Raw genomic sequence first — 16,806 nt, 5'->3', positions numbered from 1 at the left:
CAAATAATAAAACATGCAATCAGGGAGGAAATGAAAATGAAAATCTTCACTTATATGGAAAAATATGATTATGAACAATTGTTATTCTGCCAGGATGAGAGTTCAGGTTTGAAAGCAATCATTGGTATCCATGATACAACACTAGGACCTGCTCTTGGCGGTACACGCATGTGGACTTATGATTCAGAAGAAGCTGCCATTGAAGACGCTCTTCGTCTTGCTAAGGGGATGACTTACAAAAATGCAGCTGCCGGCTTGAATCTTGGAGGCGGAAAGACAGTTATCATCGGAGATCCACGCAAGGACAAGAATGAAGAAATGTTCCGCGCGTTTGGACGATTCATCCAAGGCTTGAACGGCCGTTACATAACTGCTGAAGATGTGGGGACGACTGTAGCTGATATGGACTTGATTCATGAAGAAACGAATTATGTAACAGGAATTTCACCTGCGTTCGGTTCATCTGGGAATCCTTCCCCTGTAACAGCTTACGGAGTTTACCGCGGAATGAAAGCGGCAGCGAAAGAAGCATTCGGTACTGACTCTCTTGAAGGAAAGACCATTGCTGTTCAAGGTGTAGGGAATGTGGCATTCACACTTTGCCGTCACTTGCATGAAGAAGGCGCAAAGCTGATTGTTACAGACATCAATAAAGAAGCTGTTCAGCGTGCTGTCGAGGAGTTTGGAGCAAAAGCAGTCGATATCAATGATATTTACAGTGTAGATTGTGATATTTATGCTCCATGTGCATTAGGCGCCGTCATCAATGATGAGACGATTCCTCAAATAAAAGCAAAAGTAATTGCAGGTGCTGCAAATAACCAGCTAAAGGATACTACACATGGTGACACGATTCATGAGATGGGTATCGTATATGCCCCGGATTATGTTATCAATGCTGGTGGAGTAATCAACGTTGCAGATGAACTTTACGGATACAACCGTGACCGTGCAATGAAAAAAGTAGAACTGATTTACAATAATGTAGAACGTGTAATAGAGATTGCTAAACGTGATAATATTCCGACTTACCTTGCAGCGGACCGCATGGCTGAAGAAAGAATAGAAAGAAACCGCAAGTCCCGCAGCCAGTTCCTGCAAAACGGAAAACATATCCTGAGCAACCGCTAAGCTGCTATTTGAAACGCTTGGCTTCGTAGAGGCGAAGCGTTTCTTGGTTTAAAGTAAGTAAGGCTGTTAAATAATGCTGAATAATAAAATTGTGTAGTGTGCCTCTTCTCTAAAGGTAAACGTTCAAAAGGGTACATTAGAAGTAAAGGGTTCTTTGGTGGGTGATAGGAGCTTCAATATATTTCACGCGCTAGTTAATTGGAACGGAAGGAGGTCGGTCTCCTGCGGGAGTAGCGGACAGGTGAGACCCCGCAGGCGCAGCCGAGGAGGCTCACCGCCCGCCCCGCGGAGCCGTGCCGCCTGTAGTGGAAATCAACCAACCTTTTTCAACAGCAAAAACAAAGGTCAAGAGAACAAGGGGAGCGGAGATCTAGAAAGAAGGGGACCACTAAAGAAAGGCGCATGCTTTTCTACATTGGAGGTAACAACATTGGAAGCAAAAGAACATCGAATTCTAGTCATCAATCCTGGTTCCACATCTACAAAGATTGGTGTATTTGATAACGACATTTCCATTTTTGAAAAGACTTTGAGACATGATGCTGAGAAGATCAATGAGTTTGACAGCATCATCGACCAATATCAATTCAGGAAAGAAACCATTTTAGAGACTCTTGATGAAGAGGGGATTAACATCTCCAAGCTAAGTGCAGTCTGCGGTCGTGGAGGACTTCTGAAACCGATAGAAGGCGGGACTTATTCTGTAAACGAAGAAATGCTGAAAGACTTGCGTGAAGGATATTCAGGTCAGCATGCGTCCAATCTGGGAGGAATATTGGCTTATGAAATCGCTTCAGGTCTTAATATTCCTTCTTATATTGTTGACCCGGTGGTAGTGGACGAGCTTGCTCCAATTGCAAGAATCTCAGGGGTTTCCCTAATTGAAAGAAAGAGCATCTTCCATGCGCTTAACCAAAAAGCGGTTGCAAGGAAAGTCGCCAAAGACTTGAATAAAAGCTATGAAGGTCTTAACTTGATCATTACCCATATGGGCGGTGGTATTACGGTCGGAGTCCATAAGAATGGAAAAGTTGTAGATGTAAACAATGGATTGCATGGAGATGGTCCTTTCAGTCCTGAACGTGCCGGGACAGTTCCGGCTGGTGACTTAGTCGACATGTGTTTCTCAGGCAATTATTATCGTGATGAGATTATGAAAAAGCTCGTGGGACAAGGAGGGCTTGTCGGCTATCTTGGAACAAATGATGCAGTTAAAGTAGAGAAGATGATTGAAAATGGAGACGAGAAAGCGAAGCTGGTTTATGATGCGATGGCTTACCAAATCGCTAAAGAAATAGGATCAGCAAGTGCCGTACTCGAAGGTAAGGTCGATGCCATCGTATTGACTGGCGGTTTGGCATACGGAAAAGCGTTTGTTAAACAAATCAGTGAAAGAGTCAATTGGATAGCGGATGTCATCGTTCACCCAGGTGAAAATGAGCTGCAGGCCCTTGCGGAAGGTGCACTTCGTGTCCTTAAAGGCGAGGAGCAGGAAAAAGACTATCCTGGAAAAGTGAAAACCAAAGCTACAGTTTAACGATACAAAAGGAGGAATACCATTGGCTCAAGAATATGATTTGGTCATCCTTGGGGGCGGAACCGGCGGTTATGTTGCTGCCATCCGTGCTTCACAAATGGGGTTAAAAACAGCTATTGTTGAAAAGGGAAAATTAGGCGGTACATGTCTTCATAAAGGCTGTATCCCAAGTAAGGCGCTTCTTCGCAGTGCCGAAGTGTTTGCAACTGCAAAAGAGGCCGACAGTTTCGGTGTCATGATCAATGATGTGAAACTGGACTTCACCCGTGTGCAACAAAGGAAAGAAAAGATCGTTGAAGGCCTTCACAAAGGCGTTCAGCACCTAATGAAACAAGGTAAGATTGATGTATTTGAAGGTACAGGAAGAATCCTTGGGCCTTCAATCTTCTCCCCGATGCCAGGGACAATCTCTGTGGAAATGAATAGCGGGGAAGAAAACGAAATGCTGATTCCTAAGAATGTCATCGTAGCTACAGGTTCTCGTCCTAGAACATTGCCTGGACTGGACATTGATGGAGAGTTTGTTCTATCTTCTGATGAAGCACTGGAACTTGAAAACCTTCCGAAGTCCATAATCATTGTCGGCGGAGGTGTAATCGGAATTGAATGGGCGTCCATGCTTTCCGATTTTGGAGTTGAAGTTACTGTTATTGAATATGCGGACAGAATCGTACCGACGGAAGATCATGAAATTTCCAAAGAAATGCAGCGGTTGATGAAGAAAAAAGGCGTAAAGATTGTGACGGGTGCAAAAGTGCTTCCTGAAACAATTGAAAAAGACGGCGGAGTGAAAATCAAAGCTGAAATCAAAGGTGATCAAAAAGAATTCTCTGCGGATCAGCTGCTTGTTTCTGTTGGACGTCAGGCAAATGTTGAAGGAATTGGACTTGAGAACACTGACATTGTTATAGAAAAAGGGTTCATTAAGGTAAACAAACATATGCAGACTAAAGAATCGCATATTTATGCGATCGGAGATGTGATCGGCGGCCTTCAATTGGCACACGTTGCTTCCCATGAAGGAATTTCAGCTGTTGAGCACATGGCCAATGAAAACCCAGAACCGATAGATTACAGCCTCGTATCAAAATGTATCTACAGTAATCCTGAAATAGCTAGTGTCGGATTGACTGAGAACGAAGCCAAAGAAGAAGGCCGCAACTTGAAGGTTGGTAAATTTTCTTTCCGCGCAATTGGTAAGGCTCTTGTATACGGGGAATCTGATGGCTTTGTAAAAATTGTGGCTGATAAGGATACAAATGACATCCTTGGTGTTCACATGATTGGACCGCATGTAACGGATATGATTTCAGAAGCAGGTCTTGCCCGTGTCCTTGATGCAACACCTTGGGAAGTTGCCCATACAATCCACCCTCATCCTTCTTTAAGTGAAGCAATCGGGGAGGCTGCGCTGGCAGTGGATGGAAAAGCGATTCATTCATAAGTTGCAGCCCGGATTCATTCAGAAATATGATGCACATATTCTTTTGAGAAGGGGAGCCTAAAAGGTTCTCCCCCTATAAATGTTTGGGAGGTAAAATTAATGGCTGAAAATCGTCATGAAGCTCTTGGTTTATCCAATGAGAAAGTGTTAGAAATGTATGAAACTATGTTGATGGCTCGTCGTATTGATGAACGGATGTGGCTGTTGAACCGTTCTGGTAAGATTCCATTTGTTATTTCATGTCAGGGTCAGGAAGCTGCCCAGATCGGTGCTGCTTTCGCCCTAGATACTGAGAAAGACTATGTATTGCCATACTACCGTGACATGGGTGTTGTCCTTACATTCGGAATGACTGCAAGAGAATTGATGCTTTCCGGTTTCGCAAAGGCAGAGGATCCAAACTCAGGCGGCCGCCAAATGCCTGGTCACTTCGGTCAAAAGAAAAATAATATCGTAACGGGCTCATCGCCGGTTACAACACAAGTACCGCATGCGGTTGGGATTGCACTTGCTGGGAAAATGGAGAAGAAGGATCTTGTCACTTTTGTTACGTTCGGAGAAGGTTCATCCAACCAGGGAGATTTCCACGAAGGCGCCAACTTTGCGGGAGTACATAAACTTCCTGTCATCTTCATGTGTGAAAATAATAAGTATGCCATTTCTGTCCCTATCGAAAAGCAGTTGGCATGTGAGAAGGTTTCGGACCGTGCAATTGGTTATGGAATGCCGGGTGTGACTGTGGACGGAAATGATCCTTTGGAAGTCTATAAAGCAGTCAAAGAAGCTGCTGACCGCGGCCGCAGAGGTGAAGGCCCGACATTAGTGGAAACGGTTTCTTATCGATTGACACCTCACTCCTCTGATGACGATGACCGCAGCTACCGTTCACCAGATGAAGTAGCCCAGGCGAAAACAAAAGATCCAATTATCACATTCGGAGCTTATTTGAAAGAGACAGGCGTCCTGAATGATGATCTTGAAAAAGAAATCAATGACCGCGTAATGAAAATAGTCAATGAAGCGACGGATTATGCAGAGAATGCACCATACTCAGAGCCTGAAAGTGCGCTTAAATACGTCTACGCAGAAGAGAAGTAAGGGGGAATAATTCATGGCAGTAATTTCTTATATTGATGCAGTTACAATGGCTATCCGGGAAGAAATGGAAAGAGACGAAAAAGTTTTTGTTCTTGGGGAAGACGTCGGTAAAAAAGGTGGAGTCTTCGGAGCTACCCGTGGTCTCTATGACCAATTTGGTGAGGATCGTGTATTAGATACGCCGCTTGCAGAATCTGCTATTGCAGGTGTAGGAATCGGAGCAGCCATGTATGGAATGCGCCCGATTGCTGAGATGCAATTTGCTGATTTCATCATGCCGGCAGTAAACCAAATCATTTCTGAAGCAGCCCGTATCCGTTACCGTTCAAATAACGATTGGAGCTGTCCAATGGTTATCCGTGCTCCTTATGGAGGCGGTGTCCATGGTGCACTGTACCATTCTCAATCAGTGGAAGCGGTATTTGCTAATCAGCCTGGACTGAAGATTGTTATGCCTTCTACTCCTTATGACGTGAAAGGATTATTGAAGGCTGCTATCCGTGACGAGGATCCGGTCATGTTCTTTGAACACAAGCGTGCATACCGCTTGATTAAAGGTGAGGTTCCTGATGATGATTATGTCCTTCCGATTGGAAAAGCGGATGTGAAACGTGAAGGGGAAGACTTGACCGTCATTACCTACGGACTATGTGTGCATTTCGCACAGCAAGCCGCTGAAAGACTGGCCGAGGATGGAATTGAAGCGGAAATTCTTGACTTAAGAACCATTTATCCATTAGATAAAGAAGCGATCATCGAAGCAGCTTCTAAAACCGGTAAAGTTCTTCTTCTTACGGAAGACAACAAGGAAGGGAGCATCATGGGCGAAGTGGCAGCAATCATCTCTGAAAACTGCCTGTTTGATCTTGATGCGCCGATTATGCGACTTGCAGGTCCAGATGTACCGGCAATGCCATATTCACCTACAATGGAAAAATATTTTATGGTGAATCCTGATAAAGTTGAAAAGGCAATGCGAGAACTGGCGGAATTTTAATGAAAACATTACTAAAACAAATGCAGTAAGGAGGGTTCCTCTTTGGGTATTGAAAAAATGAAAATGCCTCAGCTTGGGGAAAGTGTTACAGAAGGTACAATCAGTAAATGGCTTGTTAGTCCAGGAGACCATGTCAACAAATACGATCCCATTGCTGAAGTCAATACAGATAAAGTAAATGCGGAAGTTCCATCTTCTTTTACTGGAACGATCAAAGAATTAATCGCTGAAGAAGGCGACACTTTGGAAGTTGGGGAATTCATCTGTTCGATCGAAGTTGAAGGAGCGGGCTCTGCTGACGAAGAGGCCCCGGCTCAAGACAATTCAACCAGTGATGAACCATCAGCCACTGAAAATAACCAAGAAGAGAAGAAGTCAGTAAAAAAAGCAGACAAAGGACAAGGAAAAGTCCGTTTCTCTCCTGCCGTCTTAAGATTATCTCAAGAACATGATATTGACCTTGACCAAGTGGAAGGTACAGGCAGAGATGGAAGAATCACACGTAAAGATTTGCAGAAACTGATCGATTCCGGCAACATTCCGAAAGCGGGAGATGCAAAACCTGCAGCCCCTGCTAAGGAAGAGCCGAAGCAGGCCCCTGTTCAAGAAGCTCCTGCACCAGCTGCTGCAGCACCTTCAAAACCTGCAGCTCCAGCACCAAACGTACCGGTATTGCCTGGTGACGTAGAAATACCAGTCACAGGAATCAGAAAAGCGATCGCTTCCAACATGCTGCGCAGCAAGCATGAGGCACCACATGCATGGACCATGATGGAAGTGGATGCGACGAATCTTGTGACCTACCGGAACACTATTAAAGGTGAGTTCAAGCAGCGTGAAGGCTACAACCTGACTTTCTTTGCTTTCTTTGTGAAAGCAGTAGCACAGGCTCTTAAAGAATTCCCGATGATCAATTCAATGTGGGCTGGCGATAAGATCATCCAGAAGAAAGACATCAATATCTCGATTGCTGTTGCGACAGACGACGCACTTTTTGTTCCTGTCATCAAAAACGCAGACGAGAAGACAATCAAAGGGATTGCGCGGGAGATCACTGAACTTGCTGGTAAAGTACGCAGCGGCAAGCTGAAGTCCGAAGATATGCAGGGCGGTACATTCACAGTGAACAATACAGGTTCATTCGGTTCCGTTCAATCCATGGGGATCATCAATTATCCTCAGGCAGCTATCCTTCAGGTAGAATCCATCGTGAAGCGCCCAGTGGTGATGGATAACGGTATGATTGCAGTAAGAGACATGGTAAATCTGTGCATGTCCTTGGATCATCGTGTATTGGATGGACTTGTATGCGGCCGTTTCCTGCAACGTGTCAAAGAAATTATCGAAAACATCTCAAAAGAAAATACATCTATTTATTAATAGAATCAAAAACCGGTTTGCAAACAGCAAGCCGGTTTTTTAACACTGTAAAGCGCTAAGAGGGACTGTCCCTCTTAGCGCTTTACAGTGTTAAAGTGAAAACTTCAGTGTTTTTCCTGCTTTGATTGAAGTTGATGGCATTTTTTTATATACTGAAATAGCATTAGTATAAAAATTTTGAATAGTCTAAGGTTTTTATGAAACCGATTACAATAATCGGGAGGGGGAAGCGTTAAGCGAAATTATGAATGTGAATGAAATGAAAAAAGCATCATTTGAATCAGTGAGTCTGCAAGACTGGAAGGCGATAGCTGAGGAATCATTAAAGGGGAAACCGATTGAGAAATTATATAAGGAAACATATGAGGGGATTACGTTAAAGCCCCTCTATACAAAGGGAGATATAAAAGCAGAATGGACTGCAAACCGCAAGGCTTCCAAGAGGGACTGGAAAATTGCCCAGAGGGTGACGAGAAAGAATCCCGAAGATTTGCCGGAAATGCTTCAGACTGTCCTTTCAAGAGGCCAGGACACAGTCTCATTTGCTGATCCTGACGGGAGCATAAACAGAGATATTTTACAAAAGATTTTCACCCTGGCTGTAACAGAAAAGAAGCCATTGTTTCAATTCACATCTATCTCTTCAGACGGATTTGAAGTGCTGAAAGAGGGTTTTCCTGAGATGAGGGGTACGTACTCGGCAGATCCAATACCGTCATTGATTGAGGAATCGTCGTCAGATACCGTTCAGGCATGGATAGAAACCATTACATATTTAAAAGAACGTGCACCTGAAGTCAGGACCGTTATGGTGGATACCTCTTTATTGAGTGAAGCTGGAGCCAATGCAGTGCAGGAATTGGCCTATGCAGTTTCTGCCGGTGTTTCAATCATCGAGTTATTAACAAACAAGGGGTGGAGAGCTGAAGAAGCGGCAGACAAACTTGTCTTTAATTTTGCAATGGGAAGCCGCTTTTTTACCGAGATCAGCAAGCTCCGGGCGTTCAGGATTCTTTGGGGAAATATTTCTGAAGCTTATGGGTTCAGAAATATGAAAGCAACAATCAGCGCAGAGACTGCCGGATTTACAAAATCCAAACTTGATCCTTATGTAAACATGCTCCGCTCTGGCAATGAGACCTTCGCGGCAGTGCTGGGCGGTGCTGACTATATACACGTGTCGCCTTATGATCAGGTTTACGGGGAGACATCAGATTTCTCAGAGCGGATCGCCAGGAATACTCAGTTGATCCTTAGCCAGGAATCTCATCTCGATAAAGTCAGCGACCCGGCTGGAGGTTCTTATTACATTGAAACGCTGACGAACAGTCTTGCAGAAGAAGCGTGGAAATCATTTCAGGAAATCGACCGAAGCGGCGGATTGATAAAAGCTTTGAAAGAGGGAACTGTTCAAAGGGATATACAGCGGATTTTCAATAAAAGACGGAAGGATGCTGCTTCTCGAAAGCAAAGTGTAGTAGGAACAAATGTGTATGCAAATCTGGAAGAAGTCGTACCAGTGGAATCCCCGGCGAGGGAAAAAGTTCAACTTGCCGGATTACAGTCCTTACGTTTATCGGAAAGCTTTGAGACCCTTCGCGAAAGGGCTGCTAAGTTGAAAGATAAACCACAGGCCGGCTTGATTTTACTGGGGGACATTAAAAACCATAAAGTCAGAGCTGATTTTGTATCAGGTTACCTGGCCGCTGGGGGCATCGGTGTACTGCCAAGCGGGGAGTGCCAGTCTGTTGCGAATGCTGTTGAATTTGTGAATGGAACGAACGTTGATTATTATGTAATCTGCGGGTTGAATCAAGAGTATGACACTATGGCCAAAGATATAGTGAAATCGGTTAAGAATAGCGAGCAGATCATCGATATAGCAGGAACGTTTGAAGATAAGGAAATGAATGAATTAAGAAGTGCCGGTTTGAACGGAAATATTTTTCTTGGTCAGGATATGTTCGAAAAGCTGGATGCTCTTCTAAGCAGATGGGAGGCGAAATCCAATGGGAAGTAAGCCCGATTTTAAAAATATAGGGTTGAAATTATCAGACCCTTCCGAAACACAAATGGAGTTATCATCATTTCAAACGAACGAAAAGATTCCTGTAAAACCTTTTTACAACGAAGAAGATATTAAGAATATCCAGCATGGTGATGATCTGCCGGGTGTTGCTCCTTACACGAGAGGGCCTTACCCGACGATGTATGTGAACAGGCCTTGGACAGTCCGTCAATATGCCGGTTTCTCTACAGCAGAAGAGAGCAATGCCTTTTACCGCAGGAATCTTGCCATGGGCCAAAAGGGGCTATCGGTCGCATTTGACCTCGCGACACACAGAGGATACGATTCTGACCATCCACGGGTTGTCGGGGATGTCGGGAAAGCTGGAGTTGCGATCGATTCAATTTTGGATATGAAAGTGCTATTTGATGGGATTCCACTTGATCAAATGTCTGTCTCGATGACGATGAACGGGGCGGTTCTGCCGATTCTCGCTTTTTACATCGTGACAGCGGAAGAGCAGGGAGTTTCTCCTGATAAATTATCGGGAACCATTCAAAATGATATTTTAAAAGAGTATATGGTGCGTAACACATATATTTACCCTCCGGAAATGTCAATGAAAATCATTGCGGATATTTTTGAATATACATCGAAGAACATGCCGAAGTTCAATAGCATCAGTATTTCAGGTTATCACATGCAGGAAGCGGGTGCGCCTGCTGATATTGAACTCGCTTATACACTCTCCGACGGGCTGGAGTATGTCAGAACAGGTTTGAAGGCTGGTATTCCTATTGATAAGTTTGCCCCCAGGCTTTCGTTTTTCTGGGGAATAGGCATGAACTACTTCATGGAAGTGGCCAAGATGAGGGCGGCCAGGCGGATTTGGGCAAGTATGATGAAGACGTTTCAACCTCAAAACCCTAAATCGATGGCACTTCGGACGCACTCGCAAACTTCCGGCTGGAGTCTGACTGAGCAGGATCCTTATAACAATGTTATCAGAACGTTGATTGAAGCTCATGCGGCTGCCATGGGGCATACTCAGTCCCTTCATACCAACGCCCTGGACGAAGCGATTGCGCTGCCGACTGATTTTTCGGCAAGGATCGCCAGGAACACCCAATTATATTTGCAGGAAGAGACAGGCATAACGGATGTTATTGATCCTTGGGCTGGTTCTTACTATGTGGAAAGTCTGACGGAACAGCTCATGGAAAGAGCATGGACTCATATAGAAGAAATCGAAGAGTTAGGCGGCATGACTAAAGCGATAGAAACAGGACTTCCTAAGATGCGGATTGAAGAAGCAGCAGCAGAGAGACAGGCAAAAATTGATTCCGGCAAGGAAGTGATCATAGGGGTCAACAAATACCGTTTGGATAAAGAAGATGAACTCGATGTTTTGGATATCGATAACACAGAGGTCCGCCGTAAGCAGATTGAAAGGTTGGCTGCTCTTAGAGCCCAGCGTGATGACCTCAAGGTACAGGCTGCTCTTGAAGCATTGGCTGACGCTGCCCGGACAGGGGAAGGAAATCTTCTCGAATTCGCAGTATCGGCTGCACGTGAACGAGCATCACTTGGCGAAATATCTGACGCAATTGAACGGGCATCCGGCCGTCATAAAGCGGTTATCCGTTCTGTCAGCGGCGTCTACAGTTCAAACTTCTCCAATGAAGAAGAGATTAATAAAGTGAAAACGATGGCGGAGGAATTCAGTGAGAACGAAGGCCGCCGTCCAAGAATTATGATTGCGAAGATGGGCCAGGACGGGCATGACCGCGGGGCAAAAGTGATTGCCACGGCGTTTGCCGACCTTGGTTTTGATGTTGATATCGGACCATTATTTCAAACCCCTGAAGAGACGGCTTTACAGGCAGTTGAAAATGATGTTCATGCTATCGGAGTCAGTTCCCTTGCCGCCGGACACAAAACACTGCTTCCGGCCCTGGTAAAAGAACTTGAAAAACTGGGGAGAGAGGATATCATCATAGTCATCGGCGGAGTCATTCCACCAAAGGATTATAGATTCCTTTTGGATAATGGAGCTGCTGCCATTTTTGGTCCGGGTACAGTCATTCCGGTTGCGGCCCAGAAAGTTATTGAAGAAATCTACCGCAGACTTGGATACGAGGAAGTGACAGAGTAAATGGAAGGCTCATCCCGACAGGATAAACCGGTCCGTAAATTCAGGAAGAAGTCACAAACCCTCCAACCAATTGCTGAGCTTATTGATGGAGTAAAATCAGGTAACAGACGAGATCTTGCAAAAGCTATTACGCTGATAGAAAGCAACTCCCAAGAGCATTTCCTGCATGGCCAGGAACTGTTAAAAGAGTTGACTCCGTATACCGGGAGAAGCATCAGGATTGGTATTACCGGGGTACCGGGTGCCGGCAAGAGCACCTTTATCGAAACTTTTGGAGAAAATCTCTGCGAACAGGGATATAAAGTAGCGGTTTTGGCTGTGGATCCCAGCTCTACTGTGACCGGCGGTAGCATCCTCGGTGACAAAACAAGGATGGAAAATCTGTCGAGGAACCAAAACGCCTTTGTGCGGCCATCGCCGTCAGGCGGGGTGCTTGGGGGAGTCCATCGAAAAACCAGGGAAACCATGCTCCTATGCGAAGCCGCTGGGTATGACATCATCCTGGTGGAAACGGTTGGAGTCGGTCAGAGCGAAGTCATTGTCCGAGGCATGGTTGACTTTTTCATGCTGCTTGTCATCACAGGAGCAGGAGATGAACTTCAAGGGATGAAAAAAGGAATCATGGAGCTCGCCGATCTGATTGTTGTCAATAAAGCAGACGGAGATAACCTGCCTGCTGCACAGAAAACCAGAAGAGAGTATAAAGGAATACTTCACTTTTTGCAGCCGGCCACAAAAGGCTGGGAAACACAGGCGCTGACTTGCTCCGCATTACATGGAAACGGTATTCAGGAGGTTTGGAATACTATAAACGAGTTCGAGCGCATAACCAAAGAGAGTGGAGTGTTTGAAGAAAGAAGAAAGTCACAAACGAAAGAATGGCTGCATTCCATGATTTCCGATCGTGTCCTGAAGGATTTTTTCCAGCATCCTGATATCAGGGGCTGCTTCCCGGAAATCGAATCAGAGGTGATGGCAGGCAGCAAAACCGCTTCACAGGCTGTCGATCATTTGATGGATTTATACAGCAGATAAGTATGACGGCAGTTAGTCTGAAGTACAGGCAAAACCTGTATCTCAGGCTGACTGCTTTTGTTATGGATTTTTACAGAACATCTCACTATCCAAGATTGGCAGTTTGAATCTTGCCTATATGGATAAATAATAAGTAATAATAAAAAAAGGAGATGTTTACATGAACTTCGGAAATATTCTTAATAAAGTAGAAGATTTAGGTGATATTTCAAAGAACATCCCGCTAAACGAATTGCTGACTAATGAGTTCATCAGCAAATATACGAATTTTACCACTCAGGATGAATTTAAAGGCAAATTGAATGAAGAAGCTGACGTTAATGTAGAGACGCTTGATGGCGTAAAGGAAATGGATAAAGGTAAGCTAAACGGATTTGTAGAAAGATTTACTGAATTTAATGACTGGAAAAGTATGCTGATAAAAGCCGTCCAGCTTTATATGGCACATAAAAAATAAGCTTAAGAAAAGGTGGCCCATCCATAATTGGATGGGTCACCTTTTTTTAATATTATATTAAGGGAGTTGTGTCATATGAAATCTATTTAAAACTGCATTGTATTTTTTGAAATCCCTTTTAAGAATGAGCTTGTCAGTTTCCTTCATTGTTACCTCTCAGACTGGGCAGAAGTGTTTTCAAAGAGAGTGTCTGCAGTAGGTCCACACCACGTGGACTTCAGGGATAAAGGCATTGGCAGGATTGGCGAAAAAAAGAAAAAAAGTCGTTCTCTTAAACTTAAAAAACAGCTACAATAAAATTAATAGAATGTAGTTGGGAGGAAATACATTGTCAGAACATTTACATCCGGTAGAAGACCTGCTCAGGGCTGACGTACGACGTAAGAATAAGTTGGTCAGTAACGTCTCCATTATTTCAGTCATTTTGGCGGTGGCGGCTTCAGTAGCCATACAGCAGCCGCTAAGCATCATTTTAACAGTCGGGATTGGGGGAATAGGATTCATCTTGCTGCTCTTCTTGTTCAACCGCAAGGAATCCCTTTTAATGATCACCCCATATATCGCTGTCATTGGAATAACATTGGTGCTCTATGTCATCATGATAAGCTCACCTTACTTAATCATGATGATGCTTCCTTACTTTTTGCTTACGGTAATCTCGATTTATAACAACAAGTCAGCTTTGCTTCTTGCAATAGGCCTGGGGACAGCATTAAGTATCGCGTTTTTCATGGAAACGCCGGATCGATATTATCAAACTGTTAATTTTATAGTGACCTATTACTTAGTGTATGCCGCGGTAGCAGTCAATTTATTCTTCCAAAACAGAATGGTTACCTGGCTGAGGAATGACCTGCAAGATCAACACCTGCGTTCGAAGGATATGCTGAACGCACAGCAGGAGCATTCTGAGTTAATAGAGAAGAATGCCGTTATCATCACTGATAATGTTAAAAATATTCGCGCGCAAAGTGAAGAACAGCTATACTCCATGAATGAAATGGCAGCGGCAATCACTGAAATTTCATCAGGGATGTCAACTCAAAATGATTCAGCGGCTACTATTACAACTTCAGTGGAAAAGTTAAATGAGATGATGGTACAGCTTGTTCAATCTGCCAAAACGGTTCATAATGAGACAGAGACTACATATGAAGCGTCGAAGCTTGGCTGGCAGTCGCTCAATTCATTAATGACCAAGAATCAAGAATTCCAAAGATCGCTAGAAATGCTTTCACAAACAATGGACAGCCTTGGAGACAAAATACAGCAAACCAATGGTTTCGCACGTTCGATTCAAGACATTGCTTCCCAGACAAACCTTCTTGCGTTAAACGCATCCATTGAGGCAGCGAGGGCCGGTGAGCATGGAAAAGGCTTTGCGGTAGTGGCGGAGGAAATCAGGAAGCTCTCTGAAATCACTTCCAAGACTGCCAACCAGATTTCAAACAACTTGACTGACGTGAATGAAGAAACAATAGAATCTCAAGAACTTATGAGAGATAACGCTGAAAAAATGGCACAGAGTGTCGAGATGACAAAACAGACAATGACAGTCTTTGAGAAAATTGACAGCGCTGTCCAAACTTTAAATGATGCGGTTCATCAATTGGATACCATCACAGTAAACATAGGCGAGTCTTCCGGCAACATTGAATCTTCTGTAACAAATTTTGCCTCGATCATTGAGGAGACGACTGCTTCCCTGCAAGAAATTGCCGCTTCAATCGAGAATCATAAAGTACAAAGTGAAGACCTCGTAACCTTTATTCAAAATACGGATAAGGCAACTGAGAACTTGGTGGGCAAATAGCAGATGAGATACAACTGAATGAAAATCGGTCGGTTTTTTAAGGATTATTTCTTATTTAGAAATGCCTTCAGAATCGGCCTTTATTTTTTCTGGCCATACAACGAGTCACAGACGACAAACGGAATATGTTAACGCTTGCTTTGTAACTGACCGGAAGTCTAACTATAACAAAGGCTCTTTTCTAAAACTTTGTTGCTATTCACTTTGAAATTCAAGAGAAGTAGCCATATTTCACAGGAATTATCCTGGTAAACAAGAAAGAAAAGAGCAATTCACTCTGTTCAGTTAGATAAGCCCTTGTACCCGAGGGAAAATCCGGCCCTTTGGATTTTTCCGATAGCAGCAATCTTTACGAACACAGCGTTAACAAAAGAGAAGGAGGCAAAACGTGGATAGTATAATATTCGATTTGGATGGAACATTATGGGACCCAATAGACTCGGTTTTGATTGTCTGGAATAGGGTCTTGCAGGATAATAAGACAAATGTATGTGAACTGAAGAGAGAAGATTTCAGAAGGACGATGGGACTGCAAATCCAGGAGATAGGCCGAAAGTTGTTTCCTGATTTGGAGGAAAATGAGCAAAAACAACTGCTGGAGAAATGCTGTGAAGCTGAAAGTGACTACCTGGGCATCAACGGAGGACAACTTTATGATAATCTCGAGAAGGTCTTGTCCCTGCTCTCGCAAAAATACAAACTTTATATTGTCAGTAATTGTCAAGCTGGGTATATAGAGGCCTTTTATAGATTTCACAAGCTGGACCGCTTTTTCTTAGATTACGAGAATCCGGGAAGAACAGGACTATCAAAAGGGGAGAACATCCAATTAGTCATGGAGAGAAATAACCTTTCCAGTCCTGTTTATGTCGGTGATACAGAAGGAGACCGGCAGGCAGCCATATACGCTGGGATTCCATTTGTGTATGCAGAATACGGATTTGGGAAAGTTGAAGATTATGACTATGTCATTAAAGATTTAGAAGGATTAATCCCCCTTTTTGGTTAATAATTTCGGATTGGAATTTGTCTGGGGGTTCTGGTATTTAAAGGGACAGGTTGGAATCTTGCTGGTAGGTTAAGCGGTTGTAGAATGGAGGCAAATAGATGAATTTCGATTTATTGGAAGCAGTGGAAGTATTGGAAAGGACCCCGCAGACTCTTGAACATTTTCTATCTGGGCTGTCAGATAACTGGATATTATCCAATGAAGGGGAAGGGACCTGGACTATTTCACAGGTCATTGACCACTTCATAGAATGCGAAAAAACTAATTGGATTCCAAGACTACAAGTGATTGTCCGCGGGGATAATGGGGCTTTCCCTCCATTCGACCGGTTTTCACATATAGGACAACCTTTACAGGGTTCACTCCAGCAAAGGTTCTCGGAATTTAGAAGATTGAGAGAAGAAAATATCTTGAAAATCAAGCAGATGATAAACTCTGAATCTCATCTTCAATTAACAGGTGTTCATCCCGCCTTTGGTGAGGTGAAAGCAAGGGAACTGCTTTCCACTTGGGTGGTGCATGATTTGACCCACATCTCTCAAATTGCTCGGATAATGGCCGGCAGATACCGGGAAGATGTCGGTCCATGGGTAGAGTATTTAGGGATTTTGAAAAGCTAAGTTCATCAATAAATTATTTTCAGGCTGAAAGAGAGTTTTCCATTGTTGGGAACTCCCTTTTTATTTGGTTCGGTGAATATCTCACTGCTTACAAAGATTCTTTGAATGAATTACCAGACCTT

At 43.8% G+C, this 16,806-nt stretch carries 13 protein-coding genes; all 13 read left to right on the top strand.

The annotated features are described in order from the left end of the window. Positions 1–36: 36 nt before the first annotated feature. The 13 genes from bcd to V1502_RS14165 all read left to right on the top strand — a co-directional run bounded on the left by bcd (position 37) and on the right by V1502_RS14165 (position 16,684). Positions 37–1,131 carry a branched-chain amino acid dehydrogenase gene (gene bcd / locus V1502_RS14225; RefSeq protein WP_409251300.1) on the top strand — a complete coding sequence of 365 codons (1,095 nt, stop codon included), beginning with the start codon at positions 37–39 and terminating at the stop codon, positions 1,129–1,131. 430 nt (positions 1,132–1,561) lie between these two features. Continuing rightward, the gene (gene buk, locus V1502_RS14220) at positions 1,562–2,668 is read left to right on the top strand and encodes a butyrate kinase (protein WP_409251299.1); all 1,107 of its coding nucleotides are present in this window, start codon (positions 1,562–1,564) and stop codon (positions 2,666–2,668) included. A 22-nt stretch (positions 2,669–2,690) separates the two neighbouring features. Beyond that, entirely contained in the window at positions 2,691–4,112 is a 1,422-nt protein-coding gene (gene lpdA / locus V1502_RS14215) for a dihydrolipoyl dehydrogenase (protein ID WP_409251298.1), read from the top strand. 99 nt (positions 4,113–4,211) lie between these two features. Next, positions 4,212–5,210: a thiamine pyrophosphate-dependent dehydrogenase E1 component subunit alpha gene (locus tag V1502_RS14210; RefSeq protein WP_409251297.1), complete on the top strand. Its 999-nt coding sequence runs from the start codon at positions 4,212–4,214 to the stop codon at positions 5,208–5,210. 13 nt (positions 5,211–5,223) lie between these two features. Further along, positions 5,224–6,207 carry an alpha-ketoacid dehydrogenase subunit beta gene (locus tag V1502_RS14205; RefSeq protein WP_409251296.1) on the top strand — a complete coding sequence of 328 codons (984 nt, stop codon included), beginning with the start codon at positions 5,224–5,226 and terminating at the stop codon, positions 6,205–6,207. A gap of 42 nt (positions 6,208–6,249) precedes the next feature. Then, positions 6,250–7,587 (top strand): dihydrolipoamide acetyltransferase family protein, encoded by a 1,338-nt coding sequence (locus V1502_RS14200; RefSeq protein ID WP_409251295.1) that lies wholly within the window; start codon positions 6,250–6,252, stop codon positions 7,585–7,587. A 244-nt stretch (positions 7,588–7,831) separates the two neighbouring features. Further along, positions 7,832–9,607 (top strand): methylmalonyl-CoA mutase subunit beta, encoded by a 1,776-nt coding sequence (locus tag V1502_RS14195; protein ID WP_409251294.1) that lies wholly within the window; start codon positions 7,832–7,834, stop codon positions 9,605–9,607. Continuing rightward, entirely contained in the window at positions 9,597–11,750 is a 2,154-nt protein-coding gene (gene scpA, locus V1502_RS14190; RefSeq protein ID WP_409251293.1) for a methylmalonyl-CoA mutase, read from the top strand. The genes V1502_RS14195 and scpA overlap by 11 nt, the downstream gene beginning before the upstream one ends. Further along, positions 11,751–12,785, top strand: a complete 1,035-nt coding sequence (gene meaB / locus V1502_RS14185) for a methylmalonyl Co-A mutase-associated GTPase MeaB (RefSeq protein WP_409251292.1) — start codon at positions 11,751–11,753, stop codon at positions 12,783–12,785. Positions 12,786–12,945: 160 nt separating this feature from the next. Then, a complete protein-coding gene (locus tag V1502_RS14180) occupies positions 12,946–13,242 on the top strand; it encodes a hypothetical protein (RefSeq protein ID WP_409251291.1) in 297 nt (98 codons plus the stop codon). 544 nt (positions 13,243–13,786) lie between these two features. Then, positions 13,787–15,055: a methyl-accepting chemotaxis protein gene (locus V1502_RS14175; RefSeq protein ID WP_409254353.1), complete on the top strand. Its 1,269-nt coding sequence runs from the start codon at positions 13,787–13,789 to the stop codon at positions 15,053–15,055. A 388-nt stretch (positions 15,056–15,443) separates the two neighbouring features. Then, positions 15,444–16,064 (top strand): HAD family hydrolase, encoded by a 621-nt coding sequence (locus V1502_RS14170; protein WP_409251290.1) that lies wholly within the window; start codon positions 15,444–15,446, stop codon positions 16,062–16,064. Between the two features lie 98 nt (positions 16,065–16,162). Beyond that, positions 16,163–16,684 carry a DinB family protein gene (locus tag V1502_RS14165; RefSeq protein ID WP_409251289.1) on the top strand — a complete coding sequence of 174 codons (522 nt, stop codon included), beginning with the start codon at positions 16,163–16,165 and terminating at the stop codon, positions 16,682–16,684. The last annotated feature ends 122 nt before the right edge of the window (positions 16,685–16,806 follow it).

Origin of the sequence: Rossellomorea sedimentorum (assembly GCF_046237645.1) — a bacterium.
GTDB lineage: Bacteria > Bacillota > Bacilli > Bacillales > Bacillaceae_B > Rossellomorea > Rossellomorea sedimentorum.
The sequence above is the reverse complement of the archived record's forward strand: the minus strand, read 5'-3'. Positions and strand labels throughout refer to the sequence as shown.

Coding starts and splice junctions, on each gene's coding strand:
- meaB (WP_409251292.1), top strand. CDS start 11,751: ATGGAAGGCTCATCCCGACAGGATAAACCGGTCCGTAAATTCAGGAAG.
- scpA (WP_409251293.1), top strand. CDS start 9,597: ATGGGAAGTAAGCCCGATTTTAAAAATATAGGGTTGAAATTATCAGAC.
- V1502_RS14165 (WP_409251289.1), top strand. CDS start 16,163: ATGAATTTCGATTTATTGGAAGCAGTGGAAGTATTGGAAAGGACCCCG.
- V1502_RS14175 (WP_409254353.1), top strand. CDS start 13,787: ATGATCACCCCATATATCGCTGTCATTGGAATAACATTGGTGCTCTAT.
- bcd (WP_409251300.1), top strand. CDS start 37: ATGAAAATCTTCACTTATATGGAAAAATATGATTATGAACAATTGTTA.
- V1502_RS14210 (WP_409251297.1), top strand. CDS start 4,212: ATGGCTGAAAATCGTCATGAAGCTCTTGGTTTATCCAATGAGAAAGTG.
- V1502_RS14205 (WP_409251296.1), top strand. CDS start 5,224: ATGGCAGTAATTTCTTATATTGATGCAGTTACAATGGCTATCCGGGAA.
- V1502_RS14195 (WP_409251294.1), top strand. CDS start 7,832: ATGAATGTGAATGAAATGAAAAAAGCATCATTTGAATCAGTGAGTCTG.
- V1502_RS14180 (WP_409251291.1), top strand. CDS start 12,946: ATGAACTTCGGAAATATTCTTAATAAAGTAGAAGATTTAGGTGATATT.